Origin of the sequence: Shimia gijangensis (assembly GCF_900142085.1) — a bacterium.
In the GTDB taxonomy this organism is placed as follows: Bacteria; Pseudomonadota; Alphaproteobacteria; order Rhodobacterales; family Rhodobacteraceae; genus Shimia; species Shimia gijangensis.
The window spans coordinates 18,106-41,828 of record NZ_FQZQ01000019.1 but is presented as its reverse complement, the minus strand read 5'-3'; the positions used below and the strand labels follow the sequence as shown (position 1 = coordinate 41,828).

Genomic DNA, 23,723 nt, shown 5'->3' with positions numbered 1-23,723 from the left:
CTACCCGAGCGTCACTGCCTCCAAACCAATCCCCCCAACAAACTCTTCGATCTTGCGCGTGAGTTCCCTGGTTGTCAGCTCTGCGATCTTTGCAGGCAATTCACGCAGTTCTCCTTTTCGTGCGACTACCGTCAATGTGCGTGACAACCCTGTCACGGGCAGGACGCGCAAGCTCATCCGCATGTCTTCCACCATGCCATCAATCAGCAATGTCGGCGTCAACAAGCTAAATCCCTGCCCGGCGGCAACGCTGGATGTGACCATGCTGGATCGATCGGCCTGAATGACCTTTTTGGGCTCAAACCTCAATCGTCGCAGATGCTGGGCAATCTGACGTCCGGCATTTGTGGTATCCCCAAAACGGATCAGCGGTAAATACTCCTGAACGGCCTCTAAGCTATCAGTAGGCCCCGCGTAATCAGGTGGTAAAACAAGCAGATACGCTTCTTTCATAATGTGATGACGTTCAAGACCGTCCATATCCAAAAACGGGTTTGACGTAATTGCCAGATCAGCTTGCTTTGTCCTGAGAAGATGTTCGTGGTCGCCGCTTTGTCCAGCATGCAGGATAATATCTTCAACGCCAAATTGCTCTTGTGCCAATGCGATCAGCGACGGCGTGATCGTGGTCGCAATTGAAGCCTGAATGCCGACACGCAACACATTGATCGATGCCTGCCCAATGTGGCGCATTTCAGATTCCATATCGGACAAAGCGTTCAGGATCTTTTGCGCGCGATTGTGCAGCCTAAGCCCGGCGTGTGTCAGCCGGGCCGGTCGCGTACTGCGGTCAACAAGCCGCGTGCCAAACTCTTTTTCCAAATTCGCAATGTGCTGAGACGCGGCGGGTTGAGAAAGCCCAAGCAGCTTGGCCCCCATACGCATCTGGCCTGTTTCCGCAACCGCCACAAGAACTTCCAGTGAACGGATTAGACGCGGTGTCAACGGACGGCTGTGAGGTGGACGCGAATTCGGCATAGGCAACCTAAGAGTATAAATATTGTGAATACTAATTGATTTTGATTGGCAAATGTCAAGTCAGTTGCAAGGTTCACAGTATGGAACGAAGTCGTAAAAATCGCCGCCGCAGCGGCCGAACACAAACCGCACCCAGTGCACCCCCTCGTGCACCGTTTATTCAGCGTAAGCTTGGCACCTTTAATGTGCTGAACGAAGAAGGTTTAAGCCTGATCGAAGCGAACGCAGATCAAATTCTGGCCGAAACAGGCATGGAGTTTCACGACGATCCAGAATGTCTCGAGCTATTTCGGCAAGCGGGTTGTGACGTCCAGGGAACGCGCGTCCGATTTGTACCCGGCTTTTGTCGCAAGACCATTCAGGTCACTGCGCCTGCTCAGTTTGTGCAACATGCCCGCAATCCGGCGAACAACGTACAAATGGGAGGCGACGCCACTGTTTTGTGCCCGTCCTGGGGGCCGCCATTTGTGCATGATCTGGACAAAGGTCGACGCTATGCGACCCATGGTGACTTTGAGACGCTGGTTAAACTTCACCATTCGTTGCCCTGGTTGCATCATTCCGGTGGGGTCGTCTGTGAGCCGGTCGACCTGCCCGCCAACAAGCGGCATCTGGACATGCTGTATTCCCACATCCGCCACTCAGATCGGGCCTTCATGGGGGCCTTTATCGGAGCAGAGCGCGCCGGACATGCGCTCGATATGGCGAAAATCGTATTTGGCGCGGATTTCATGGCTGAAAACGCGGTGCTTTACTGTGTCTCAAACACCAACGCGCCTTTGGTGATGGACTCACATATGTCTGGCGCCCTCAAAACCTACGCAAGAGCGGGCCAGCCCGTGGCTTGTTCGCCTTGGGTTCTCACAGGAGCAATGTCGCCAACCACGGTTGCCGGAACACTGGCCCAAGTGCTGGCTGAAGCCTTGGCAACGTTGACGCTGGTGCAGCTCGCGTCCCCCGGCGCGCCCTGCCTGATGGGCAGTTTTGCGTCGACAATGTCCATGAAAACCGGCGCACCAACCTTTGGAACGCCCGAAGCAGGGCTTTTGGTGCTCGCGGCCGGACAGCTGGCCCGGCGCCTCGGCGTACCGCTCCATACGGTTGGCACACTGTCCTCGTCAAAAATCGCAGATGCCCAAAGCCAGCAAGAGGCCGCATGGGGGTTGTTGATGTCAATGTTTGCCGGGGCAAACGTGATCAACCATGCCACAGGTTGGCTCGAAGGTGGGCTTGTCACATCGTTTGAGAAAACGATCATGGATCATGATCTGTGTGGCAAAGTCGGACGTTTCTTTGACGGCATTGATCTGAGCGAAAACGCACAAGCCATGGCCGCGATCGCCGCCACCGGACCGGGCCAGCATTTTCTGGGGTCAGAACACACTCAATCCAACTTTATGTCAGCCCTGTTCCGCCCGCTGACACCTGACGACTCGGCGTTTGAGCAATGGCAGGCGGCAGGCTCTCAGGACACCACCACGCGTGCCAATCGAATTTGGAAAGAAACGTTGGAAGGGTACAATGACCCGGGTCTGGATCCGTCAATAGATGCTGAACTGAAGGACTATATGGCACAACGCAAGTCCGAAACGCCAGATATGGATTACTTCTGATGGGCCGCTTCACGCACAGATTGGCAGACGGGATTGCGGGCAGCTCTGTTGTCTCAAAGCCGCAGCCCGGCTTCGTAGCGGGACAATTCAGATGAGCAAAACAATCATTATTGGCGGCGGTGTGATCGGCCTAAGTGTCGCCTACCATCTGGCACAGCGCGGCGCGTCAAATGTTGTGCTGCTTGAACGCAATCAACTGACGTCAGGTACGTCGTGGCATGCCGCCGGGATCGTTGGTCCATTGCGGGCAACCCCCAATATGACCAGGCTTGCGTCGCATGCGCTGAAACTTTTTCCCCAACTTGAGCAGGAAACCGGCCTTTCGACGGGGTACAAAAAAACAGGCGGCTATTGGCTGGCCCGAGAAACCGAACGTCTGGACGAGCTGCACCGGATTGCCGACCTGGGCTTGACGCAGGGCCTGACGCCTCAAGTTGTGTCTACGAAGGATGTCCACGTGCCCGGGTTGGACTTGTCAGACCATGTTGGCGCGCTTTATGTGCCCGAAGATGGCAACGTCAATCCGGTCGACCTGTGCATGGCATATGCACGCGGCGCGCGGTCAGGCGGCGTGGAAATCCACGAAAATGTGCAAGTCTCGTCGCTTCTGACACAAGACGGTCAAGCCTGCGGCGTTCAATTGGCTGATGGGACAGAAATTGCAGCCGACATTGTGATCCTTTGTGCCGGGGCATGGAGCAAGGCGCTTGCTGAGACCGCAGGTGTGGCCCTGCCCTTACAGGCTGTTGAACACATGTATGTGGTCACCGAGCCAATGGCGAATTTGCCAGAGCCGTTTCCGGTGATCCGTGATCTGGATCGGGGTATCTATATCAAAGGCGATGCCGGCAAACTTGTGATCGGTGGCTTTGAACCGGATGCAAAATGTTGGAACGCTTTTGGTCCCGAAGGGGATCGCCCGTTTCTGGAGTTGCCAGAGGACTGGGATCAGTTTGCGCCTTTTATGGAGGCCGCACTTGATTTGATTCCAGCTCTTGAGATCGCCGGTATTCAACACTTCATGAATGGCCCCGAGAGCTTTACCGCGGATACCAGGCCCCTTGTCGGTGAGACGCCACAGGTTGACGGATTGTTTGTGGCGGCGGGCATGAACTCGGTCGGCGTGATGTCCTCTGCAGGGATTGGCCGGGCCTTGGCGGATTGGGTTTTGGACCGTGTTCCCCCGATGGATATGTGGGAAGTCGATATTGCACGCGCTGACCCACGCACCGCTGGCTCTGCTCATATGGCTGAAAGGATGCAGGAAACTGTTTCGGATCTGTTTGCAATGCACTGGCCCTACAAACAACCCAAGGCGGGGCGTAATCTTCGCCAGTCAGCGCTGCATGACCATTGGGCCGCAAAGGGCGCAGTCTTTGGCCTGACAGCCGGTTGGGAACGCGGCCTGTGGTATGCGGTCAATCCATCCGAGAGCAACCTACCCTATGCCGTTGGCCCGCAACCATGGTTGCCTATTGCCAAGCGCGAAGCTGCGGTGATGGCGACAGGAACCGTATTGATCGATTTGTCACCATTCGCCAAACTGGATGTTTTTGGTGCGGGCGCCTTGGAAGCCCTCAACTGGCTAACCACTGCTCAGATGGATGTGGCTGTGGGTCGTGCGGTCTATACACAGGTTCTCAACGAGAATGGCGGGATCGAGATGGACGTCACCATCACCCGCCTTTCACAAACGGATTTTCATCTGACCTCGGGGGCTGCCACGCGGATGCGCGATCTGGCTTACCTGCGCCGTCATCTTACAGGTGATGTGGAAATTCTGGATCGCACCGAAGATTATTGCACGATCGGCGTAATGGGCGCGGGCAGCCGCACAATGCTGAAAGGCTTGACACCTTCTTGGACCGATGTGCCTTTTGGCTATGCAACAGATATCACCCTTGCCGGAGTGTCATGTCGTATCACGCGGGTCAGCTTTGTTGGGGAACTGGGTTGGGAGGTGACCGTTGAGGCGTCTCAGGCGGCCCCTGTTTTTGAAGCACTTGTGGCCGCAGGCGGCGAGCCGCTTGGGCACTATGCGCTGGATGGGTGCCGCATTGAAAAGGGCTTTAAACACTGGGGACATGATCTCGGACCTGAGATCACGCCACTGGAAGCGGGACTTGGGTTTACCATTGACTGGACCAAGGCGTTTCTGGGCAAATCTGTTCTTGAACAGCAACGCAGCGATGGCCTTCAACGTAGGATGGTTTTGTTGGAGGTAGACGGGAATGCCCTGATGCTGCACGACGAACCAATCTACGAGGGCACAGATCATATCGGGTTAACCACAAGTGGTGCTGTTGGCGCGCGCACTGGGCTGAACCTCGCATTTGGGCTGATTTCTGTGAGCCCTGGCGACACTCTGGATACTTTGTTTGCGCGCCAGTTCACCGTGCGCGTTGCCGGGCAGGATTACGCGGCGAAACCGCTGCGCCGCCCGCCGTTTGATCCTAAAGGCGAAAGGATGCGCACATGAAAAAAGCGCAAGTTCTGATCATTGGTGGTGGGGTGATGGGTGTATCGCTCATGTACCATCTGGTCAAAGAGGGCTGGAAAGATGTGTTGCTGGTAGAGAAAAACGATCTCACACATGGATCGACCTGGCACGCCGCGGGGCTGTGCACGCATTTTGCTCATAACCCAACCATTCAGGAACTGCGGGCAACCTCTGTCCGTCTCTATCGTGATACGTTGCCTAAGGAAACAGGCCTGAGCTGCGGGTTTCATGCGTCAGGCGCTATGCGTATCACACGCAATCCCGATCGGATGGACGAGTTTCGCCATGTAGCGGGCCTGTCAGAATTCACCGGATACCCACTCGAGGTTCTGACGCCAGAACGCATTGCAGAATTGCACCCGTTAACTCAGCTTGATGGGTTGCTTGGCGGAATATATGAACCTGATGACGGCCATGTGGATCCCAGTCTTGCAACCAACGCGATGGCCGATGTGGCCCGACGCGGAGGCGCCGAAATCTGGCGGCAATGCCCGGTCACGGAAATCCGAAAAGACGGTGACGAATGGGTGGTCGACACGGCCAAAGGCGTCGTGCACGCGCAGCACATTGTGAACGCTGCCGGAACTTGGGGCTGGGAAATTGGCCACATGATGGGTCTCAACATCCCATCCGTACCTGTTCTACACCAGTATCTGGTGACAGACACCGTACAGGCCGTCGCAGACAGGCAGGCCGCAGGTCTGGATGAGTTGCCCATGATCCGCGATCCCGAGGAAAGCTGGTATGTGCGTCAGGAACGCGATGGCCTCATCCTCGGGCCATACGAAAAAGATGCGCAGGTGTGGTCTGTCGATGGGGTTCCGCCCGAATTTGGTGCGGATTTGATGCCACCTGATCTGGACCGGGTTGAGCCGATCATTATGGCCGCGATGGAGCGTATCCCGGCGTTGGAAACCGGTGGCGTGAAATCGGTCATCAATGGACCGATCACGTTCACACCTGACGCAAACCCGTTGATCGGCCCGGCACATGGGCTTGAAAACGCATGGTTGTTGACCGGTTCGTCCATGGGTGTGATGGAGGGTGGCGGAGCCGGTTGGTTCCTGGCCCATTGGATGACCCATGGCGCACCGCCGATGGATCCCCTGGCTGTCGACAGCCGTCGGTTTGGCTCATGGGCTGACAGGGACTACCGCGTTGAAAAGGCCATCGAGTGTTTTGGCCTGCAATTTGGCGTACATTACCCCAACGAAGAGCGCCCGGCAGGACGTGGCAAACGCCTGTCGCCGCTGCATGATCTGATGATCGAACGTGGCGCGATCATGGGAGCCGCCTATGGCTGGGAGCGCCCGAACTGGTTCTCGGATTCGTCGGACGAAATCGCCGATGAAACCTTCCGCCGCGCAAACTGGTTCCCGAAAGTCGCCGCTGAAGTTGAGGCCGCCACCACACGCGTGGCCATGGCAGACCTGTCTGTGTTTTCGAAGTTCGAAATTTCGGGTCCGGATACAGCCAAATTCCTTGGTACGATGGGCGCCAACACCGCACCTGCAACGGGTCGGATCGGGCTGAACCAGGTTCTGACCCCCGCCGGTGGTGTTCTGTCCGAATTCGCCATTGCCCGTTTGGGAGAGGACCACGGCTATCTCACCTCTGCGGCGGCAGCTGAGGAAATCGATCTGGACGTTCTGACCGCGCATGCCACGGCCTTTGACGTCACTGTCGATAGGGTCACTGATCAGATCGCTGTGATTGGATTGATGGGGCCAAAAGCCCCGGAAGTTTGGGCTTCACTGACTGATATCGCACCCCAAGACTTTCCCTGGCTGACAGTGAAATCTGTGGATATCAACGGCATCAAAGTACGCGCCATGCGGGTGTCTTACATTGGCGAGGCCGGTTGGGAGCTGCACGTTCCGGCCGCTGATGCAGCAAAGCTGTTTACTCTGCTCGAAAACACGGCAAAACCTTTGGGCCTTGGATACTACGGGGCGTATGCCGCCAACTCGATGCGCCTTGAAAAAGGGTATCGTGGATGGGGCAGCGATCTGACCACAGAACGCTCGCCAATTGAATCTGGTCTGGGCGGCTTCGTGAAACCCAAAGAACGCGACTTTGTCGGGCGTGAAGCCCTAGAGACGCGTGCCAATGACTGGGATATGGTGTTGATGGAGCTTGAAGGCGGTGACGTTGATCCGTTTTACGCCCACGGTTTGTGGCAAGGCGGCCGCTGTGTTGGCATTGTAACATCTGGCGCTTATGGCCACCGCACCGGCAAAGTTCTGGCGCTTGCCTATTTACGCGATGCAACCGCACGCGACGGGCTTCACGTATCCGTTCTTGGTCAAAAGCGGCCAGCCCAAATACTAAGCCAACCACCATTTGATCCAAACAATACCCGTTTGCGCGCCAAAGGAGCACTTTCATGACAGATCAACTCCCCATCAACGAATGGGACCTGAACAAAACTGCCGCACGCCGGGACAAGTATTATGCCTCATCGCTGACCCGCTTTACGCCGTTTCGCGACCCAATCGTGTTCCGTAAAGGACAAGGGCAATATCTGTGGGACACCGAAGGCCGCAAATATACCGACCTTCTGGGGATGAACGTTTGTATTTCGGTTGGCCACTCTCACCCAAAGGTGGTGGCGGCGGCCATGGAGCAGGCGCAAGAGCTTACCCATTGTACCACCATGTTCTACCACCCTACCCCTGCGCATTTGGCTGAAGAACTGGCCGCGACGATGCCCAAGGGCCACGAATGGGTGGTGCATCTGACAAACTCTGGGTCCGAAGCCGTTGATTTGGCGATGACCATGGCGAGAACCTTCACTGGCAACCTTGATCTGCTGGCCTTGCGGACGGCCTATCATGGTCCAACCGCTGCGGCCCAGTCTATCACAGGGATCTCAGGTTGGCGTCACCCGGGCATGCCCGGCAATGTCGCCTTTGTTCCCGAACCCAACCAGTACCGGGGTATTTTTGGCCCCGGCACCCAGCCTTACCTTGATGAAATTGATCGCACCATCGCCTCGGCCACCTCTGGCAATGTCGCAGGCATTTTCGTGGAAAGCGTACAGGGTTATGGCGGTATCATCGAAATGCCAACCGGATATATGTCCGGTGCGGCCGAGCGTGTCCGGGCAGCAGGCGGTCTATATATCGCCGACGAAGTGCAGTCTGGTTTTGGTCGGACAGGTGCGAATTTCTGGGGCTTTGAAGCTGACGGCGTGGTGCCTGACATCGTGGTCATGGCCAAAGGTTTGGGCAATGGATTTCCCATTGGCGCCGTGGTTGCGCGCAAGCATGTTGCCGCTCCTATGGCGGAAAAATTCATGTTCCACACCTACGGTGCCAATCCGACCTCGGCGGCCGCGGCGCGAGCCGTTTTAGCAGTGATGAAAGAAGAAACCCTGCAAAAGAATGCTGCACGTGTTGGCGGAGCGCTTCTGGAACGCCTGAAAGACTTGCAAACCCGTCACGAAAAGATCGGGGATGTGCGTGGCAAGGGCCTGATGCTTGCGATTGAGATCGTCAGCGACCGCGCCTCTAAAACCCCGGATCGCGACGCAACCACCAGCGTTTTTGAGGCGTGTCGCGAGCAAGGGTTGATCTTGTCCAAGTCGGGAGCGGACCAATCTGTCTTGCGTATGGTACCGCCTCTATGCCTGTCGATGGATGATGTGGACCAGACCGCCGAAGCGCTGGACCGAGCGTTCCAAAATTTGTGAAACCTTAAGCTAAAAGTGGCCAAACAATTAACGCTGCAACAGGCCCTTTAGGTTTTCTAAGGAGGCTGTTTACGCATGTTGCCGGGGTTAGTGGATGCCTGTCTGAATCACAGACATGAAATCGACGTCCGAATGTTGGAATAAAGTGGCGCACCTGAGAGGATTCGAACCTCTGGCCTCTGCCTTCGGAGGGCAGCGCTCTATCCAGCTGAGCTACAGGTGCCTGAGCGGGGGTATAGCCAGAGCAACCATCCCCCGCAATCTGTAAATGTCGTCAAGCGAACAATTCGTGGGCCAGTTCCAGCGCGTCAACCAATTTGTCGATCTCATCGGAGGTATTATAAAGCCCAAAAGACGCGCGGCAGGTTGCTGTGACCCCCAAATGGTCCATCAGCGGACCTGCGCAATGGTGCCCTGCCCGTACCGCGACACCCTTTTTATCAAGAATCGTCGAGATATCGTGCGCATGCGCAGCACCATCCAGCGTGAACGAAAAGATCGCGGCCTTGTCTGGTGTGGTGCCCTGCACTTGAAGCCAGTTCAGACCGCTCAGACGTTGAACGGCATAATCACGCAAACCCGCTTCATGTGCGGCCACGTTGTCCATGCCAAGTTCCATAAGGTATTCCAGAGCCACGCCCAGGCCGATGGTCTGAACAATACCGGGCGTGCCGGCTTCGAATTTCATCGGCGGATCATTGTAGATCACGGTGTCCTTTGACACCTCTTTGATCATGTCGCCACCGCCTAAGAAGGGTTGCATCTCGGCCATCCGCTCGGATTTACAGAAGATCGCACCTGAGCCGGAGGGGCCATAGAGTTTGTGGCCGGTGATCGCATAGAAATCACAACCAATGTCCTGAACATCGACGGGTGCATGCACCGAGCCTTGCGAGCCATCTACCAACACCGGCACGCCCTGGGTGTGGGAGGCCTCGGTGATGGTTTTCACATCGACCATTGTCCCCAAAACATTGGAACATTGTGTAATCGCCACCAATTTGGTTTTCGGGCCAATCGCATCGATCACAGCCTGAGGATCAAGTGCGCCTGTCGCGTCTACGTCGACCCATTTAAGCACAATGCCTTGTCGTTCGCGCAAGAAATGCCATGGTACGATATTGGCGTGATGCTCCATCACCGACAGGATGATCTCGTCTCCGGCCTGCATATTGGGCATGGCCCATCCGTAGGCCACCATGTTGATGCCTTCGGTGGTGCCGGAATTTAACACAATCTCGTCTTCGGTTTTGGCGTTCAGGAACCGAGCAATGGTGCCGCGCACGGCCTCATATTTGTCTGTTGCGAGATTAGAAAGGTAATGCAAGCCTCTGTGAACATTTGAATATTCCATTTCATAGGCCTGCGTAACAGCGTCAATCACAGCTTTGGGTTTTTGCGCCGAGGCACCATTATCAAGGTAAACAAGCGGCTTGCCGTTCACTTCTCGTGCAAGGATCGGAAAGTCGGCACGTATTTTGGTGACGTCGTACATCAGCTAATTCCCATCGCCGTGATCCCTATGACCGACAGGAACACAGAAAGCCCCACGATCAAGCCCACAAGCGTCAGTGTGATTGTCAGAATGGCCTTACCCATGGTGGTAAACCCATGCGCGACCTTTACAAAGTTCAGAAAAATCCAGATGCCGTAAAGGCCCGCCGCTAGCGAAAACAACCCCGCCAAAGTTGGCACGATCATTAGCAGGCCGAGAAACACGAAATCCGCCAGGCTTTGCACACAAACCAGCCAGGCCAACATGGATACCAAAACCGGAAAATGCGCTTTTCCACCAAGAGTTTGTCCTGTCCAGTACACGCCAAATATTGCCATTGTCGAAAACGAAAATGACAGAGTCAGATAGATGATCGGAACATTAAAGACCGGAACCCAAAAATCGTCTGGCAGGACGACAATTGCATGGGTGGCAAAATAGGCAAACGTATTGATTATGGTCGCCAGAAAGAGCGCCATCCAGCCCGCCTCTCGCGGCAGGTTCAATCCGACTAGCGTTCGGGCTGCATCCGCAGGCCGGGCTATGGTTTGCATCAAAAGCGCGCGTAGAAGTTCTTTCATGCGGCATCCTTTCCGGCCTGAAACAGGCCCGACATCCAGAACCACATGAACACGACAAACCAAATCAGACCGACGATTTGTTCCTGCATCCCAGGGCCCAGAAACCCTCGGGTCAGCCCGTGCAACAGGATCAAAGGTGACGATGCCAGCAAGGCCCAGAACAGCGCAAGACGGCTAGCATAGGCGCCGCCCGTCCAACCAAACAGCCCCAGCACAAGGCTGACAATCGCAGCGATCAGATAAAACCCCAGTGGCGCTAAGAATAGCAGCCCAAACAAGGATCCACCTATCAAAGGTCCGATATCTACCCCTTCAAAATGCGCCACCCGGGCGTTGTAAGGCCAGCTGGAGACAAACAGCAACACACATCCCGCCATAAGAATGGCCAGGGCGCGATCTTCTCGCGGCCCCATGGCCAGATGACGCGCCACAACTTTATGTGGCCCGCCATAGCTGGACAGCATGTCGCCGATCACCGACATCAGCCGTGGCGCCTGCGGGTCAACCAACCCTCAAGCCGAGTCAGAATGTCGTCGGCAAGTGCCTCGTCTTCGATTTCTTCCACCGCTTCTGCTAGAAAAGCCAACGTCAGAAGGTCCGTTGCGGTGCCATGTGGCACGCCGCGCGCACGCAGATAAAACAGCGCATCTTCGTCAATCGCGCCAGAGGTTGAGCCATGCGAACAAGCTACATCATCTGCATAAATCTCAAGCTCAGGCTTGGCATAGAACTGACTGTCGTCGTCCAGAAGAAGCGATTGGCTGATCTGATAACCATCGGTTTTCTGCGCTGATTGCTTGACCAGAATTTTGCCCTGAAATACGCCGGTTGCGCCGTTGCACAACACTTTCTTAAACACTTGGCGGCTTTCGCAATTGACGCCTTCATGAGTGATAAACACTGTGTCGTCATGGTGAAAGTCACCATCACCCAAAGCAGCTCCGGCGACGTGTGCAATAGCATCATCACCGGTGAGTTCCAGAACCACTTCGTTACGTGTCATCACGCCATTGGCCGTCAGCGTAAAGGTCTTGAACACGCTCTCCTGCCCCAGACGCGCAAACATATGAGTCGCGGCACGGCGCTCGTGATCCCGGCCTTGCGCACGCACGTGATGCAGCGCTCCGCGATCTGCGATGTCGATTTCCATACACTTATTAAATCGAGCAGCCGCCGGTCCGTTTTCCAGGATGGTGGCCTCGGCCCCGTTTTCGACTCGCACAACGTGATGCAGAAACACATCTGAATCTTCGGCGTCATGAATATAGATCAGGCTGATCGGTTTCGACGGCTTACCCGTCACCCGGATGGCCACTCCATCGCCAGCAAATGCCGTATTCAGGGCCGCCAGAGGGCGTTCGACCGGGCTTTGGCCGTTTGTTTCCAACGTACCGTAAAGGTCTTCTGCCCAGTGATTTTTCTGACAGCAAATATCCTCAAGGCGATCGATCTGAACGCCTTCCAATTCGAGTTCATCCGAAAGCCCAGCGTTATAAACACCGTCCACAAAGACGATTTTCAAACGATCAATCGCATCGAACAGCGGCGTTTCATCGCCATCAAATACTGCAGCCGGAAGCGCCTTTGGCTGCACCAAAGTATCAGGCCGCGTGTATTTCCAATACTCATCACGGCGCCCCGGAAGCCCCATGGCCCGAACACGTGCCAAAGCGGCCTGTCGGGCATCAGCAGTGCATCCAACCTCTGGCATGGTCATCGCCGCGAGACGCTCCTCGGTGGCGGACAGTTTGCGGTCATCCAAAGCCATCAGGCCATCTCCGCCAGAATGTCAGCATAGCCGTTGTTTTCAACCTCAAGCGCCAGTTCCGGACCACCAGATTTGATGATGCGGCCATCGGCCATAATGTGCACCACATCCGGTTTGATGTGATCCAACAGACGTTGATAGTGAGTGATTACCAGAAAACCACGATTTTCGTCACGCAGCGCATTCACGCCCTCGGACACCAGCTTCATCGCATCCACATCCAGACCGGAATCTGTTTCGTCCAGGATGCACATCTTAGGCTCAAGCATGGCCATCTGCAGGATTTCATTACGCTTTTTCTCACCGCCCGAAAAACCCACGTTCACCGGGCGTTTCAACATATCCGCGTCAATCTTCAGGGTTTTGGCCTTGGCGCGCACCACTTTCAGAAATTCAGCCGCGCTCATTTCGTCTTCGCCGCGTGCTTTGCGCTGTGCGTTTACTGCGGTGCGCAGGAACGTCATGTTGCCCACGCCCGGAATCTCCACCGGATACTGGAAAGCAAGGAAAAGACCCGCCGCAGCGCGGTCTTCCGCTTCAAGCTCCAACAGATCATTTCCTTCGAGTGTCGCCGAGCCGTCAGTGACTTCATACCCACCACGGCCAGACAGCACATACGACAAGGTCGATTTGCCCGATCCATTCGGACCCATGATGGCATGTACTGTGCCCGGCTCAACCTTTAGGTTCACACCTTTGAGGATCTGCTTATTTTCTTCTTCAAGTTTGACCTTCAGGTCTTTGATTTCCAGCATTTTTCTTCCTTCGCGTATCCACAGACAACCTTGGCTGCCCGGGTCCCTAGCCCAATATGACGGCTGTGCCGCTGGCCGAAACCATCAACATCGAACCGCCCACAACTTCATAATCCAGATCGACACCCACAACGGCGTCCGCCCCAACGGCGTTGGCGCGGTCTTCTAATTCGCGCAGTGCCGTGTCGCGTGCGTCCTGTAATTTGCTTTCATAAGCGCCCGACCGGCCCCCGACGATATCGGTGATTGACGCGAACACATCACGCACCACATTGGCGCCCATAATGGCTTCGCCTACTACGATACCTTTGTATTCAATGATTTTGCGGCCCTCAACGGATGGCGTGGTTGTGATGATCATAGTTATTGCCCCCCGGATTTGCGGCGCGATTTGCGCATTGCTTTGACAATGAAGAACGCCGCAATGCGCCCAGCGACTGCACCCAATACAATGCCTGCAACCGGATTCAAAAAGGCGGTTGGTACCATGTTGACATAAGCCACGCCGATCGTGCCGCCGAGGACGGGCAAAGCGTAAGGTAGCCAGCTTTCGATCTTCACTGACAGTGGTTTTGTGTGTTGATCAGCCAACGGATCCCTCCAGTGAAATCGCCACAAGCTGTTGCGCTTCCATGGCGAATTCCATCGGCAAGGCCTGCAGCACCTCTTTGGCAAACCCGTTCACGATCAGCGCCACGGCGGCCTCTTCATCCATGCCGCGCTGGCGACAGTAGAACATTTGCTCATCATCGACTTTGGACGTCGTTGCTTCGTGTTCGACCCGCGCAGAATTGTTGCGTACCTCGATATAAGGCACCGTGTGTGCGCCACATTTATCGCCAATCAAAAGCGAGTCACATTGCGTATAATTCCGACCATTCTTGGCCTTGGGGTGCATCGACACCAGCCCGCGATACGTATTCTGGGCAAAGCCTGCCGAGATACCTTTGGACACGATGCGCGACTTGGTGTTCTTGCCCAAGTGGATCATCTTGGTGCCGGTGTCAGCCTGCTGATGATTGTTGGTGATGGCGATTGAGTAGAACTCGCCCTGACTGTCGTCGCCGCGCAGGATGCAGGATGGGTACTTCCAGGTAACTGCCGATCCGGTTTCGACTTGCGTCCACATAACTTTGGACCGGTCGCCACGGCAATCGGCGCGTTTGGTGACAAAATTATAGATGCCGCCCTTGCCGTTTTCATCACCGGGATACCAGTTCTGAACGGTAGAGTATTTGACTTCGGCGTCTTCCAGCAGGACAATCTCGACCACAGCGGCGTGCAATTGCGAGACATCGCGTTGGGGCGCGGTGCAGCCCTCAAGGTAGCTCACGTAGGAGCCTTTGTCGGCAATAATCAGGGTGCGTTCGAACTGGCCTGTGTTTTCGGCATTAATCCGGAAATAGGTCGATAGCTCCATCGGGCAACGAACGCCCGGCGGAATGTAGACAAATGACCCATCAGAAAAGACTGCACTGTTCAATGTAGCATAGAAATTGTCCGAAACAGGCACAACCGAGCCAAGGTATTTCTTAACCAGTTCGGGGTGTTCACGAATGGCCTCGGAAATCGAGCAGAAAATCACACCCGCCTGTCTCAGCTCCTTCTGAAACGTAGTGCCCACAGAAACAGAATCAAAAACCGCATCTACAGCAACTTTGCGCCCCTCAGCCGGAGTCGCGTCAGCACCTTCAACACCTGCCAAAATCATCTGTTCCTTCAGGGGAATGCCAAGCTTTTCGTAGGTAGCCAAAAGCTTCGGATCGACATCATCCAATGACTCAGGTTTCTTTTCCATGCTCTTGGGACGGGCATAGTAATACTGATCCTGAAAATCGACCTCAGGGTAATCCAGCATCGCCCAGTCTGGTTCCTTGAGCTGTTGCCAGCGCGCAAAAGCCTCAAGACGCCATTCGGTCATCCATTCGGGCTCTTCGTTTTTGTCAGAGATCAGGCGTACAATATCCTCGGTCAGCCCCTTGGGGGCATATTCCATTTCGATCTCGGTTTCCCAGCCGTATTTGTATTTTTCGCCGACTTCACGAACCGCATCGACCGTTTCCTGATCAACGCCTTCTTTCACGTCTGTCTGGTCCAAAATGGCCATGATCTTCTCCTGTTGTTCGCTCAAGCCGCGCGAGCGCGGTGTTTCCCGAGTTGGGTCAGCCACGCCTCGGCAAAACCCATCACGTCTTGTTCTGTTGTCTCTGGTCCCATTGAGACCCGGATCGCCCCTGCGGCGACTTCATCTTCGTATCCCATCGCCTTAAGCACACGGCTGGCGCGCACCTTTCCCGAAGAACAAGCGGACCCTGCCGAAATGGCGTATCCGGCCAGGTCCATCTGCATCACTTGCGTCTCACCCTTCCAGCCAGCAGTGGCCAGACAAAGCGTGTTAGGCAGGCGTTTTGCGCCTTTCCCGACAAAAATAGTACCCTTTGCTTCGGCAGCAAGGGTCTCTTCCAGCAAATCGCGCAGATTTGCAACCCGATCCCACACACCATCGGTCAAATCACGCATCGCTGCCGTGGCCGCCGCGGCATATCCCGCAGCGCCAATCACATTTTCCGTGCCGGCACGCCGACCCATTTCCTGTCCGCCACCGAGCATTTGGGCCGCAACATCCGTGCCACGCTTGACGATCAACGCGCCTATGCCCTTGGGGCCACCCAGTTTATGAGCCGATGACAAGGCCAGCGTTGCGCCGGACCAGTTGAAGGCAACAGGCAGCTTGCCAAAGGCCTGCGTCATATCGCTCACCGCGAGACCATCAGGCAGGTCTTGTACAATGCCGGTCTCAGAGTTGGCCAATTGCAACGTGCTTTTCGCCGGATCGCTGACCGAAACTTGACCATTGCGACTCACGGGCAAATCCACCTGCACCCAAGCCGCAACTGCATCATGTTCGATGTCTCCGCCATGAAACCCGCGACCAGCTAACGCCAGAGAGGCCGCCTCTGTCGCCCCCGATGTGAACACGATATCCGCGCCATCCGCCCCAAGGGCAGTCGCCAGTTCACCGCGTGCGCGCTCCAACAACCCTTTGGCTGTACGACCTTCTGCATGCACACTGGACGGATTGCCGACCACATCCATGGCAGAAATCATCGCTTCGCGCGCCTCAAAGCGCAGCGGAGCAGTTGCGTTATAGTCCAGATAGACCCGTGGCTTCATTCTGCATCCACCACCGCAAAAATGCCGGGGATCGCGGGACAAGGTGCCAGTTCATTTTCAACAACATCTGACAGCCGTGTCTGGTGCAAAAACACATAAACTTGCGCTGACAGGCCTTCCCACAGGCGGTTAGACAAAGACTGAGCGCGCGACCCGGATGAGCCACCGGTCGCCCCTGCCCCTGTATGTAATGCCGAAACGGTTTCATCCACCGCAGCCAATACATCCACAACCCGAATTTCTGACGTTGCGCGTGCCAAGCGATACCCACCACCCGGACCGCGCACGGACTCAACAAGCCCTGCCCGACGCAGCTTGACAAAAAGCTGTTCCAGATAAGGCAGCGAGATGTCCTGCCGCCCAGAAATCTCCGAAAGCGTCACCAGCTTATCGGGGTCCTGCAATGCAATATCGGTCAATGCCACGACGGCATAACGCCCTTTGGTCGAGAGTTTCACAACATGCCCCCAGCAATTGATTGACCTTACACGCTAAAACGCCTAAATCGCTTGCAGCGCTTCCGGCATCTGCCGGACAAATCTTAGAACCGTTCTAAGGTGCCCAAGTAAATTCGTCAAGAATTACATCGGCACCCCCGCATGAGACAGGAATCATATGCCCGAGGTCATTTTCGCCGGACCCGAAGGCCGCCTTGAAGGCCGCTACCACCCGCAAAAAGAAAAAGACGCCCCCATTGCGATCGTGCTTCACCCGCACCCGCAATTTGGCGGCACAATGAACAACAAAGTGGTCTATAACCTCCACTATGCTTTCTACAACATGGGGTTCACCGTTTTGCGGTTTAACTTCCGTGGTGTTGGCCGCAGCCAGGGGGAATACGATCAAGGCGTTGGCGAATTGTCAGATGCCGCATCGGCGCTGGATTACCTGCAGTCGATGAACAACAATTCCAAGCATTGCTGGGTTGCGGGTTTCTCGTTTGGCGCCTGGATCGGCATGCAGCTTTTGATGCGCCGTCCGGAAATCACTGGTTTTATCTCGGTAGCACCGCCCGCAAACATGTACGATTTCTCGTTCCTGGCACCCTGCCCGTCGTCTGGCCTGATTATCAATGGCACGGCTGACCGTGTAGCGCCTCCTGCTGACACGCACGGGTTGGTCAACAAGTTGCACGAGCAAAAAGGTATCACGATCACCCATCAAGAGATCGAAGGTTCGGGGCACTTCTTTGAAACCGAAGAGCATATGGACACGATGGTTGGCAATGTCAGCGATTATGTGAAACGCCGCCTGACCGAAAATACGCGTTAATCCATGGCTTATTTCGACGATCTTGCTCAAAAACTCGCGTTGGACGTGCTGAAAGCCAAGGACGCCATGGGTGATGAGCAATTAGTACAAGAGATCGCAGAAACGCTTGAGGCGTCGTCAAACACCATGCACGAGGCGTTCATGACGGCCGTGCGTGTCTACGCCGCCGAAGAGCGCGCCCGCACTCAGCTTACCGCGAAGCTCAAAGCCGCAGGCTATGCACTGAAGTAATATGACGGACCGCCTCACCTCCCAGATCGCATTTCTGAACGAGGCGGACCGCCTGAAAACCGTCCTCCGGGCCACCAAAATTCTCGATGCCACCCGGCGCGAGAATTCCGGTGAACACAGCTGGCATATCGCACTGTATGCGATGGTGTTGGCCGAACACGCCAACCGGCCCGTCAACATCAATCGCGTCATCCGAATGTTGCTGATCCATGATCTGGTTGAGATTGATGTCGGCGATGTCCCCATTCATTCGCAGGGCGGTGATGCTCATGGTAGCACCGAAACACAAGCGGCCGAAGCCGCTGCTGCGGATCGCATCTTTGGCCTGTTACCGGATGATCAGGCCCGGGAGTTTCGGATTTTGTGGGACGAATTTGAAGCCGCAGAAAGCGACGACGCGGTTTTTGCAAAATCCGTAGACCGGGTTCAGCCTGTGATTTGCAATCTGGAAACCGGCGGTGGTACGTGGCCGGAATACAATGTCACCCGACAACAGCTTGAAGATCGAGTTGGCTGGAAAGTTGAAAAAGGCGCGCCCGCCGTCTGGACCTTTTTGAAAGATCGCATTGCCAAATGGTTTGCGGCAAACTGATCTACCAGTCGGCGAAGATCCCGCATTGCGGCCAACCATATCCCCAACGCCATGTCAGCCCCGAACAGGGCCCACCCCCGACGCGCACTGCATCAAACATGCTGGCCGCAATCAAATCATAGGCCTGATCAATCCGCACATCACTAATGCCATATTGTGATTTCAACTGGTCTCGACGGGTTTCCGACGTGGATTTGACACAAGATCGCAAGTCTTCATCAGCCTTGAGGCGCGCGTCAAAACTGGCCTCAGGCACGGAAATCTCTCCTCCCAAATGATAGGCCCGGTCATGCACGATGCAGCAGCTTTCCCATGGTGGGGTTTCCATATGCATTTCTGCGAATTCTGGAAACAACCGCGCAACCATATCCCATGTTGCCGACATCCCACCCGAACAGCCATCTGTGGTGAACGGGGCGAGTTCGGTTTCGGGCATCATCCTAAGTCGTTCAAGACGCTGATGCGCCATCAGTTCGACCCGCTTTGAGAACCCGTCAGACGATTGCTGCGCAGCAAGCGGTGCGGCAGTGGCTACGCTCAAAATCACAAATTTAAGGAGATTCATCACGATACTCTTTTGTGTCCAGCGCAACCCCGATTTTATTGGCCAGCGCCAGCACCGCTCGCTCCGGTGTCGTAAGCTCATGGCGTTGACTGATCACGTTCCGTGCCATGGCGGGCTCATCCGTGATTAACCCATCTACGCCCATCGACAGCATGTGCGACATCTCAAGCGGTTCATTCACGGTCCAGACATAAAGCTTTTTGCCCGCTTTTCGCATTTCGCGTACTAGCCTTGGCGTAGCCGAGGCCTTGTTCACAGCCACGAAATCCGCCTCCAGCTGCCAGATCCGTCCAGCAGAAGCTGACGACAACAGGCCTGATGGCCAATCAGGCCGGATCGCTTTCATCTTTTGCACGGCCGGGTATTTGAGAGACATCGACATCACATGTGCGTCCATGCCTGTGGCGGTCACGATATCTGAAACTCTTTGTTCCAGCATCACGTCGTGGCCGTAATACTTTAGCTCAATCAACACACCGGCATGTCCTTTTGCCGCCAGAAGTACCTCGGACAACAGCGGCGCGCGCTGATCCGCGTAGACCGGGTCAAACCAACTTCCGATATCGATACGCGCGACATCCTGCATGGTCGCATCCCACACTTTGACCGGATCTCCGCCGATTTTCATGAAATCACTGTCATGTATGACGATCACTTGGCCGTCCCCAGTTTCCTGCACATCTATTTCCACCCAATCGGCACCGTCTTCAATGGCTTTTTCAATCGACGCCATCGTGTTTTCAGGGCGCACCCCAGCGGCACCACGATGTGCAATCACCTCAACCTGATCGGGCACTTTCATGCGGGCAAAATCAATCAAAGCCAGACCACCGGAAACGAAACCAACCAATGCCGCGATCCCAATGCTTAGCCGTACACGCCGCAATGCAGTCGTTGACGGGGCCCGCACCTTCCTGTCCGGCCAACCGGCTTTGTCGATCAAAAGAACGGCCAGTGCGCCAGTTGTCAAAGACGTTGCTGCCAAATTCAACAAGGCCCACCCGCTGGCAAACACCAGAAGAACTTTAGCTAACACTCTGAGATCACTTCCAAACGCTTCCAAGACTCTGTCAGCAACAAGGCCAAACGCCCCGAACAGAACCGCCAAGGCAATGCCAGACCCAATGCCCCAAGTCAGAATCTTTTTCAGTAACGACATCCGGCGACCAAGCATGGCCGCTTTGCTTGCCCCAAAACTGTTTTGAGGGGACATATTTGCGAAAATGACCATCGGCAGGGCCAGCGCCCACGACAACAGGTGGCGCAACAAAAGGACTGCGGCAAAAGCAAGAAGACACACAATCACAGAGCCCACGATCAAAAACTCAGGCGGCTTGTTCTGTAGGTAATAATTGATGTCATAACTGGTTAGAAACACCCAGAATAACCCGCCCGACACAGTCACAAAGGGCAACAGAATGGCCATAACCCGCAAGGTAAAAAACACTGCGAACTGAACAATCGCGGGCACTCTTGGTAAAACCGAGACAAACCCATCTGCAAATCCGTGTTCGCCTGTCGTTTTGTTGCGCAGCGCGATGGCCATCATGAACGCGGCGTTGAGCACATAAAGCGTCAGAAACAACCCAAGAACCAGCAGCAATGCCACAAATCCGACGGGTGAAAAAACAAAGTAGGCAATGTCGAAATCTGACAGAGCTGGCTGCCCCGACAGCGCCAGAACCAATCGCATGACCCCAGCCATGAATGGCGCCACGAAAGCGGTCAACAAAAGATTGAAGACCAAATGAGAGATGAAAAACGACCTGCGCAAGCGCCAAGCTAGACCATAGGCTTCTATGACAGTCATTGTTTGCACAAGGCTTCTCCAGCATACATCTTCTGTGGTACCTTAGCCCCACCGGATATGCCGGTCGATAGCTCATAATCGGTAAAATAATTTTAGGTATACAATTGCATACAACTCTTCCCTTCACCATTACGATAGGTTAGAGATCGGGCAACATCATTCGGTTTTCAGAAAGAGTACCCATGACCAAGATTAAGGTAGCCAATCCCATCGTCGAAATGGACGGCGATGAAATGACCCGCATCATGTGGCAGTTCATCAAAGACAAACTGATCCTGCCCTACCTGGACCTTGACCTGCTCTACTATGACCTTGGAATGGAAGAGCGCGATCGAACAGATGACCAGATCACCATTGATGCGGCCGAAAAGACCAAAGAGGTTGGCGTTGCGGTCAAATGCGCCACTATCACCCCGGATGAAGCCCGCGTTGAGGAGTTCGGCCTGAAAAAGATGTGGCCTTCGCCCAATGGGACCATTCGCAACATTCTGGGTGGCGTTGTGTTTCGCGCGCCCATCATTTGTAAGAACGTGCCTCGGCTCGTGCCGGGCTGGACCAATCCGATTGTGATCGGTCGCCACGCCTTTGGCGATCAATACAAAGCCTCCGACATGAAGTTTCCCGGACCAGGCAAGTTAACCATGAAATTCACCGGTGAAGACGGAGAAGTGATTGAGCGCGAAGTGTTTGATGCACCTGCATCCGGCGTCTTTATGTCGATGTACAATCTGGATCAGTCGATCATGGATTTTGCGCGTGCATCAATGAATTACGCCCTGAACCTTAAATGGCCTTTGTATCTTTCAACCAAGAATACGATCCTCAAACAATACGATGGACGTTTCCTGGAGTTGTTCCAGCAAGTCTTTGAAGAAGAATTTTCTGAAAAGTTCAAAGAGGCCGACATTTGGTACGAACACCGCCTGATTGACGACATGGTCGCCTGTGCCATGAAGTGGAATGGCAAATTTGTCTGGGCGTGTAAGAACTATGATGGAGACGTGCAGTCGGACACTGTGGCCCAGGGGTTCGGCTCGTTAGGGTTGATGACCTCACAATTGATGACGCCGGATGGCAAAATTGTAGAGGCCGAAGCCGCACACGGCACGGTCACGCGTCATTATCGCCAGCACCAGAAAGGCGAGCAGACCTCGACCAACTCGATTGCCTCAATCTATGCGTGGACCGGGGGGCTCAAGCACCGCGCTAAGCTGGACGATAATGCAGACCTGATGAAATTTGCGAATACGCTGGAAAAGGTGATCGTCGACACGGTTGAAAGCGGACACATGACTAAGGATCTTGCGCTGTTGGTTGGCCCCGACCAAGGATGGCTGACAACTATGGGATTCCTTGAAAAGATTGACGAGAATCTGAACAAAGCCTTGGCGGGTTAAAACCCTTTAACAAAACAATAAAAGACGGGCCTATGGTCCGTCTTTCTTGTTTCGCCAGATCGCGGCGTTGCGTCTCACCCTGTGGAATTTAAAGCGTACGCTATGGACACGGAGCAAGATTGGATCCAATAGCCGCGCATGGCTATGCTGTTAGAAACCCCACCCGCAGACCGTCACAGTCTGAACGAAGACATTCAAGGTATCCTTGTCGGTACCTTGTTCATGGCTTTGTCCGTGCAATTCTTACAGGCAGGTCAATTGATTACCGGGCAAATTGCTGGTCTTTCGCTATTGGTGTCCTATTGGGGCGGCTGGACCTTTGGGGCAGTGTTTTTCGTGTTGAACCTGCCGTTTTATCTGGTGGCGTTTTTGCGCATGGGATTACGTTTCACCATCAAAACCTTTGCCGCTGTGGGCACCATGACGCTTTGGACCTTTGTGCTGCCGCAGGTCATGGGGTTTTCAACCCTTCATCCATTGGCAGGTGCTGTGTTGGCGGGCATTACCGCAGGTGCCGGGCTGTTGGCTCTGTTTCGCCACGGGGCAACCCTCGGAGGGGTCGGAATAGTCGCGCTTTGGCTTCAGGATGCAAAAGGCATCAAGGCTGGTTGGGTGCAACTGAGCTTTGACGCTTGCGTTTTCCTGTTGGCAATCATGATGTTCGAACCAATGACCGTTTTCTATTCTTTGATCGGAGCGGCGGTCACAAACATTATGATTATCACCAATCATCGCCGCGACAGATATATCGCGCGCTAGAACAGATTGAGTTCAGACCAATAGCTCATAGTATTTGAATGATTACTCAAATTTGAACGCCAGATGTCGGAATCCGATCATCATTTCCATCTCAGAGCGTTTAGGAGCAAAGCAGACATTCTCTGACGCGCTGACTCCGAAAGACCCTTCATGCCCAAAGGTTACCTGCTGCTGATCGCAGCCGTCCTCACCGAAACCATCGGTACATCCGCCCTTCAAGCCAGCCAGCAGTTTTCCCGCCTGTGGCCCTCTATGATGGTTGTTGTCGCTTATGCGATCTCATTTTATTTGATGGGACTAACTTTGAAATACCTTCCAGTGGGCATCACCTATGCGATCTGGTCGGGGTTTGGCATCGTCTTCATCGCGATCATTGGATATTTCGTGTTCAATCAAAGGCTCGATCTGCCAGCTGTCTTTGGAATGGGGCTGATCGTTGTGGGTATTTTGGTGATCCACCTGTTTTCCAATACAGCGTCCCATTAAAGGGCTGGCCTTTTCTGCGCTTGCGATATAGGGCGGGCGCGAACAGGAAAGGC

The 23,723-nt window shown here is 54.8% G+C and carries 23 protein-coding genes and 1 tRNA gene; 10 read left to right on the top strand and 14 right to left on the bottom strand.

The window, feature by feature from the left end; all coding sequences use genetic code 11:
- Positions 1-945 (bottom strand): LysR family transcriptional regulator, encoded by a 945-nt coding sequence (locus BUC32_RS15370; protein ID WP_245815194.1) that lies wholly within the window; start codon positions 943-945, stop codon positions 1-3.
- 113 nt (positions 946-1,058) lie between these two features.
- Here BUC32_RS15370 and BUC32_RS15365 point away from each other — a divergent pair, with 113 nt between their 5' ends.
- The 4 genes from BUC32_RS15365 to BUC32_RS15350 all read left to right on the top strand — a co-directional run bounded on the left by BUC32_RS15365 (position 1,059) and on the right by BUC32_RS15350 (position 8,785).
- Complete coding sequence (locus BUC32_RS15365) at positions 1,059-2,591, top strand: trimethylamine methyltransferase family protein (RefSeq protein ID WP_073254812.1); 1,533 nt, start codon at positions 1,059-1,061, stop codon at positions 2,589-2,591.
- Between the two features lie 91 nt (positions 2,592-2,682).
- On the top strand, positions 2,683-5,070 hold the full coding sequence (locus tag BUC32_RS15360; protein ID WP_073254809.1) for a GcvT family protein: 2,388 nt from the start codon (positions 2,683-2,685) through the stop codon (positions 5,068-5,070).
- Positions 5,067-7,481: a GcvT family protein gene (locus BUC32_RS15355; RefSeq protein ID WP_073254806.1), complete on the top strand. Its 2,415-nt coding sequence runs from the start codon at positions 5,067-5,069 to the stop codon at positions 7,479-7,481. Before BUC32_RS15360 ends, BUC32_RS15355 begins: the two co-directional genes overlap by 4 nt.
- Positions 7,478-8,785: an aspartate aminotransferase family protein gene (locus BUC32_RS15350; RefSeq protein ID WP_073254803.1), complete on the top strand. Its 1,308-nt coding sequence runs from the start codon at positions 7,478-7,480 to the stop codon at positions 8,783-8,785. The genes BUC32_RS15355 and BUC32_RS15350 overlap by 4 nt, the downstream gene beginning before the upstream one ends.
- A 146-nt stretch (positions 8,786-8,931) precedes the next feature.
- Here BUC32_RS15350 and BUC32_RS15345 read toward each other — a convergent pair.
- The 11 genes from BUC32_RS15345 to iscR all read right to left on the bottom strand — a co-directional run bounded on the left by BUC32_RS15345 (position 8,932) and on the right by iscR (position 17,016).
- Positions 8,932-9,008 (bottom strand) — tRNA-Arg (locus BUC32_RS15345).
- A 51-nt stretch (positions 9,009-9,059) separates the two neighbouring features.
- Positions 9,060-10,280: a cysteine desulfurase gene (locus BUC32_RS15340; RefSeq protein ID WP_073254800.1), complete on the bottom strand. Its 1,221-nt coding sequence runs from the start codon at positions 10,278-10,280 to the stop codon at positions 9,060-9,062.
- Entirely contained in the window at positions 10,280-10,861 is a 582-nt protein-coding gene (locus BUC32_RS15335; protein WP_073254797.1) for a YIP1 family protein, read from the bottom strand. The genes BUC32_RS15340 and BUC32_RS15335 overlap by 1 nt, the downstream gene beginning before the upstream one ends.
- Positions 10,858-11,343, bottom strand: a complete 486-nt coding sequence (locus BUC32_RS15330) for a YIP1 family protein (RefSeq protein ID WP_073254794.1) — start codon at positions 11,341-11,343, stop codon at positions 10,858-10,860. Before BUC32_RS15330 ends, BUC32_RS15335 begins: the two co-directional genes overlap by 4 nt.
- Positions 11,343-12,629, bottom strand: coding sequence for a Fe-S cluster assembly protein SufD (gene sufD / locus BUC32_RS15325; RefSeq protein WP_073254791.1), 1,287 nt, complete (start codon positions 12,627-12,629; stop codon positions 11,343-11,345). The genes BUC32_RS15330 and sufD overlap by 1 nt, the downstream gene beginning before the upstream one ends.
- Positions 12,629-13,384 carry a Fe-S cluster assembly ATPase SufC gene (sufC, locus tag BUC32_RS15320; RefSeq protein WP_073254788.1) on the bottom strand — a complete coding sequence of 252 codons (756 nt, stop codon included), beginning with the start codon at positions 13,382-13,384 and terminating at the stop codon, positions 12,629-12,631. Before sufC ends, sufD begins: the two co-directional genes overlap by 1 nt.
- 46 nt (positions 13,385-13,430) lie before the next feature.
- Positions 13,431-13,745, bottom strand: coding sequence for a heavy metal-binding domain-containing protein (locus BUC32_RS15315; RefSeq protein WP_073254785.1), 315 nt, complete (start codon positions 13,743-13,745; stop codon positions 13,431-13,433).
- A 2-nt stretch (positions 13,746-13,747) separates the two neighbouring features.
- Entirely contained in the window at positions 13,748-13,975 is a 228-nt protein-coding gene (locus BUC32_RS15310) for a hypothetical protein (RefSeq protein WP_073254782.1), read from the bottom strand.
- On the bottom strand, positions 13,968-15,491 hold the full coding sequence (gene sufB, locus BUC32_RS15305) for a Fe-S cluster assembly protein SufB (RefSeq protein ID WP_073254779.1): 1,524 nt from the start codon (positions 15,489-15,491) through the stop codon (positions 13,968-13,970). Before sufB ends, BUC32_RS15310 begins: the two co-directional genes overlap by 8 nt.
- A gap of 20 nt (positions 15,492-15,511) precedes the next feature.
- Positions 15,512-16,558, bottom strand: a complete 1,047-nt coding sequence (locus BUC32_RS15300) for a cysteine desulfurase family protein (protein WP_073254776.1) — start codon at positions 16,556-16,558, stop codon at positions 15,512-15,514.
- On the bottom strand, positions 16,555-17,016 hold the full coding sequence (iscR, locus tag BUC32_RS15295) for a Fe-S cluster assembly transcriptional regulator IscR (protein WP_073254773.1): 462 nt from the start codon (positions 17,014-17,016) through the stop codon (positions 16,555-16,557). Before iscR ends, BUC32_RS15300 begins: the two co-directional genes overlap by 4 nt.
- Before the next feature lie 157 nt (positions 17,017-17,173).
- On the opposite strand from iscR, the gene BUC32_RS15290 reads away from it, so the two are divergent.
- Genes BUC32_RS15290 through BUC32_RS15280 form a run of 3 tightly spaced genes read left to right on the top strand, consistent with a single transcriptional unit; the run spans position 17,174 to position 18,653 of the window.
- Positions 17,174-17,830: an alpha/beta hydrolase gene (locus tag BUC32_RS15290; protein ID WP_073254770.1), complete on the top strand. Its 657-nt coding sequence runs from the start codon at positions 17,174-17,176 to the stop codon at positions 17,828-17,830.
- A 3-nt stretch (positions 17,831-17,833) separates the two neighbouring features.
- The gene (locus BUC32_RS15285; RefSeq protein WP_073254767.1) at positions 17,834-18,061 is read left to right on the top strand and encodes a hypothetical protein; all 228 of its coding nucleotides are present in this window, start codon (positions 17,834-17,836) and stop codon (positions 18,059-18,061) included.
- A 1-nt stretch (position 18,062) separates the two neighbouring features.
- Positions 18,063-18,653: an HD domain-containing protein gene (locus BUC32_RS15280; protein ID WP_073254764.1), complete on the top strand. Its 591-nt coding sequence runs from the start codon at positions 18,063-18,065 to the stop codon at positions 18,651-18,653.
- A 1-nt stretch (position 18,654) separates the two neighbouring features.
- Here BUC32_RS15280 and BUC32_RS15275 read toward each other — a convergent pair whose 3' ends face one another.
- Positions 18,655-19,218: a hypothetical protein gene (locus BUC32_RS15275; RefSeq protein ID WP_073254761.1), complete on the bottom strand. Its 564-nt coding sequence runs from the start codon at positions 19,216-19,218 to the stop codon at positions 18,655-18,657.
- A complete protein-coding gene (locus tag BUC32_RS15270; RefSeq protein ID WP_073254758.1) occupies positions 19,205-21,028 on the bottom strand; it encodes a glycerophosphodiester phosphodiesterase family protein in 1,824 nt (607 codons plus the stop codon). Before BUC32_RS15270 ends, BUC32_RS15275 begins: the two co-directional genes overlap by 14 nt.
- 182 nt (positions 21,029-21,210) lie before the next feature.
- Between BUC32_RS15270 and BUC32_RS15265 the strand changes: the two genes are divergently transcribed.
- The 3 genes from BUC32_RS15265 to BUC32_RS15255 all read left to right on the top strand — a co-directional run bounded on the left by BUC32_RS15265 (position 21,211) and on the right by BUC32_RS15255 (position 23,670).
- Positions 21,211-22,425, top strand: coding sequence for an NADP-dependent isocitrate dehydrogenase (locus tag BUC32_RS15265; protein WP_073254755.1), 1,215 nt, complete (start codon positions 21,211-21,213; stop codon positions 22,423-22,425).
- A 138-nt stretch (positions 22,426-22,563) separates the two neighbouring features.
- Entirely contained in the window at positions 22,564-23,184 is a 621-nt protein-coding gene (locus tag BUC32_RS15260) for a YitT family protein (RefSeq protein ID WP_245815193.1), read from the top strand.
- A 150-nt stretch (positions 23,185-23,334) separates the two neighbouring features.
- A complete protein-coding gene (locus tag BUC32_RS15255; protein ID WP_073254749.1) occupies positions 23,335-23,670 on the top strand; it encodes a DMT family transporter in 336 nt (111 codons plus the stop codon).
- Positions 23,671-23,723 lie beyond the last annotated feature (53 nt).

Coding starts and splice junctions, on each gene's coding strand:
- BUC32_RS15365 (WP_073254812.1), top strand. CDS start 1,059: ATGGAACGAAGTCGTAAAAATCGCCGCCGCAGCGGCCGAACACAAACC.
- BUC32_RS15360 (WP_073254809.1), top strand. CDS start 2,683: ATGAGCAAAACAATCATTATTGGCGGCGGTGTGATCGGCCTAAGTGTC.
- BUC32_RS15355 (WP_073254806.1), top strand. CDS start 5,067: ATGAAAAAAGCGCAAGTTCTGATCATTGGTGGTGGGGTGATGGGTGTA.
- BUC32_RS15350 (WP_073254803.1), top strand. CDS start 7,478: ATGACAGATCAACTCCCCATCAACGAATGGGACCTGAACAAAACTGCC.
- BUC32_RS15340 (WP_073254800.1), bottom strand. CDS start 10,280: ATGTACGACGTCACCAAAATACGTGCCGACTTTCCGATCCTTGCACGA.
- BUC32_RS15335 (WP_073254797.1), bottom strand. CDS start 10,861: ATGAAAGAACTTCTACGCGCGCTTTTGATGCAAACCATAGCCCGGCCT.
- BUC32_RS15330 (WP_073254794.1), bottom strand. CDS start 11,343: ATGTCGGTGATCGGCGACATGCTGTCCAGCTATGGCGGGCCACATAAA.
- sufD (WP_073254791.1), bottom strand. CDS start 12,629: ATGGCTTTGGATGACCGCAAACTGTCCGCCACCGAGGAGCGTCTCGCG.
- sufC (WP_073254788.1), bottom strand. CDS start 13,384: ATGCTGGAAATCAAAGACCTGAAGGTCAAACTTGAAGAAGAAAATAAG.
- BUC32_RS15315 (WP_073254785.1), bottom strand. CDS start 13,745: ATGATCATCACAACCACGCCATCCGTTGAGGGCCGCAAAATCATTGAA.
- sufB (WP_073254779.1), bottom strand. CDS start 15,491: ATGGCCATTTTGGACCAGACAGACGTGAAAGAAGGCGTTGATCAGGAA.
- BUC32_RS15300 (WP_073254776.1), bottom strand. CDS start 16,558: ATGAAGCCACGGGTCTATCTGGACTATAACGCAACTGCTCCGCTGCGC.
- BUC32_RS15290 (WP_073254770.1), top strand. CDS start 17,174: ATGCCCGAGGTCATTTTCGCCGGACCCGAAGGCCGCCTTGAAGGCCGC.
- BUC32_RS15285 (WP_073254767.1), top strand. CDS start 17,834: ATGGCTTATTTCGACGATCTTGCTCAAAAACTCGCGTTGGACGTGCTG.
- BUC32_RS15280 (WP_073254764.1), top strand. CDS start 18,063: ATGACGGACCGCCTCACCTCCCAGATCGCATTTCTGAACGAGGCGGAC.
- BUC32_RS15275 (WP_073254761.1), bottom strand. CDS start 19,218: ATGAATCTCCTTAAATTTGTGATTTTGAGCGTAGCCACTGCCGCACCG.
- BUC32_RS15270 (WP_073254758.1), bottom strand. CDS start 21,028: ATGACTGTCATAGAAGCCTATGGTCTAGCTTGGCGCTTGCGCAGGTCG.
- BUC32_RS15265 (WP_073254755.1), top strand. CDS start 21,211: ATGACCAAGATTAAGGTAGCCAATCCCATCGTCGAAATGGACGGCGAT.
- BUC32_RS15260 (WP_245815193.1), top strand. CDS start 22,564: ATGGCTATGCTGTTAGAAACCCCACCCGCAGACCGTCACAGTCTGAAC.
- BUC32_RS15255 (WP_073254749.1), top strand. CDS start 23,335: ATGCCCAAAGGTTACCTGCTGCTGATCGCAGCCGTCCTCACCGAAACC.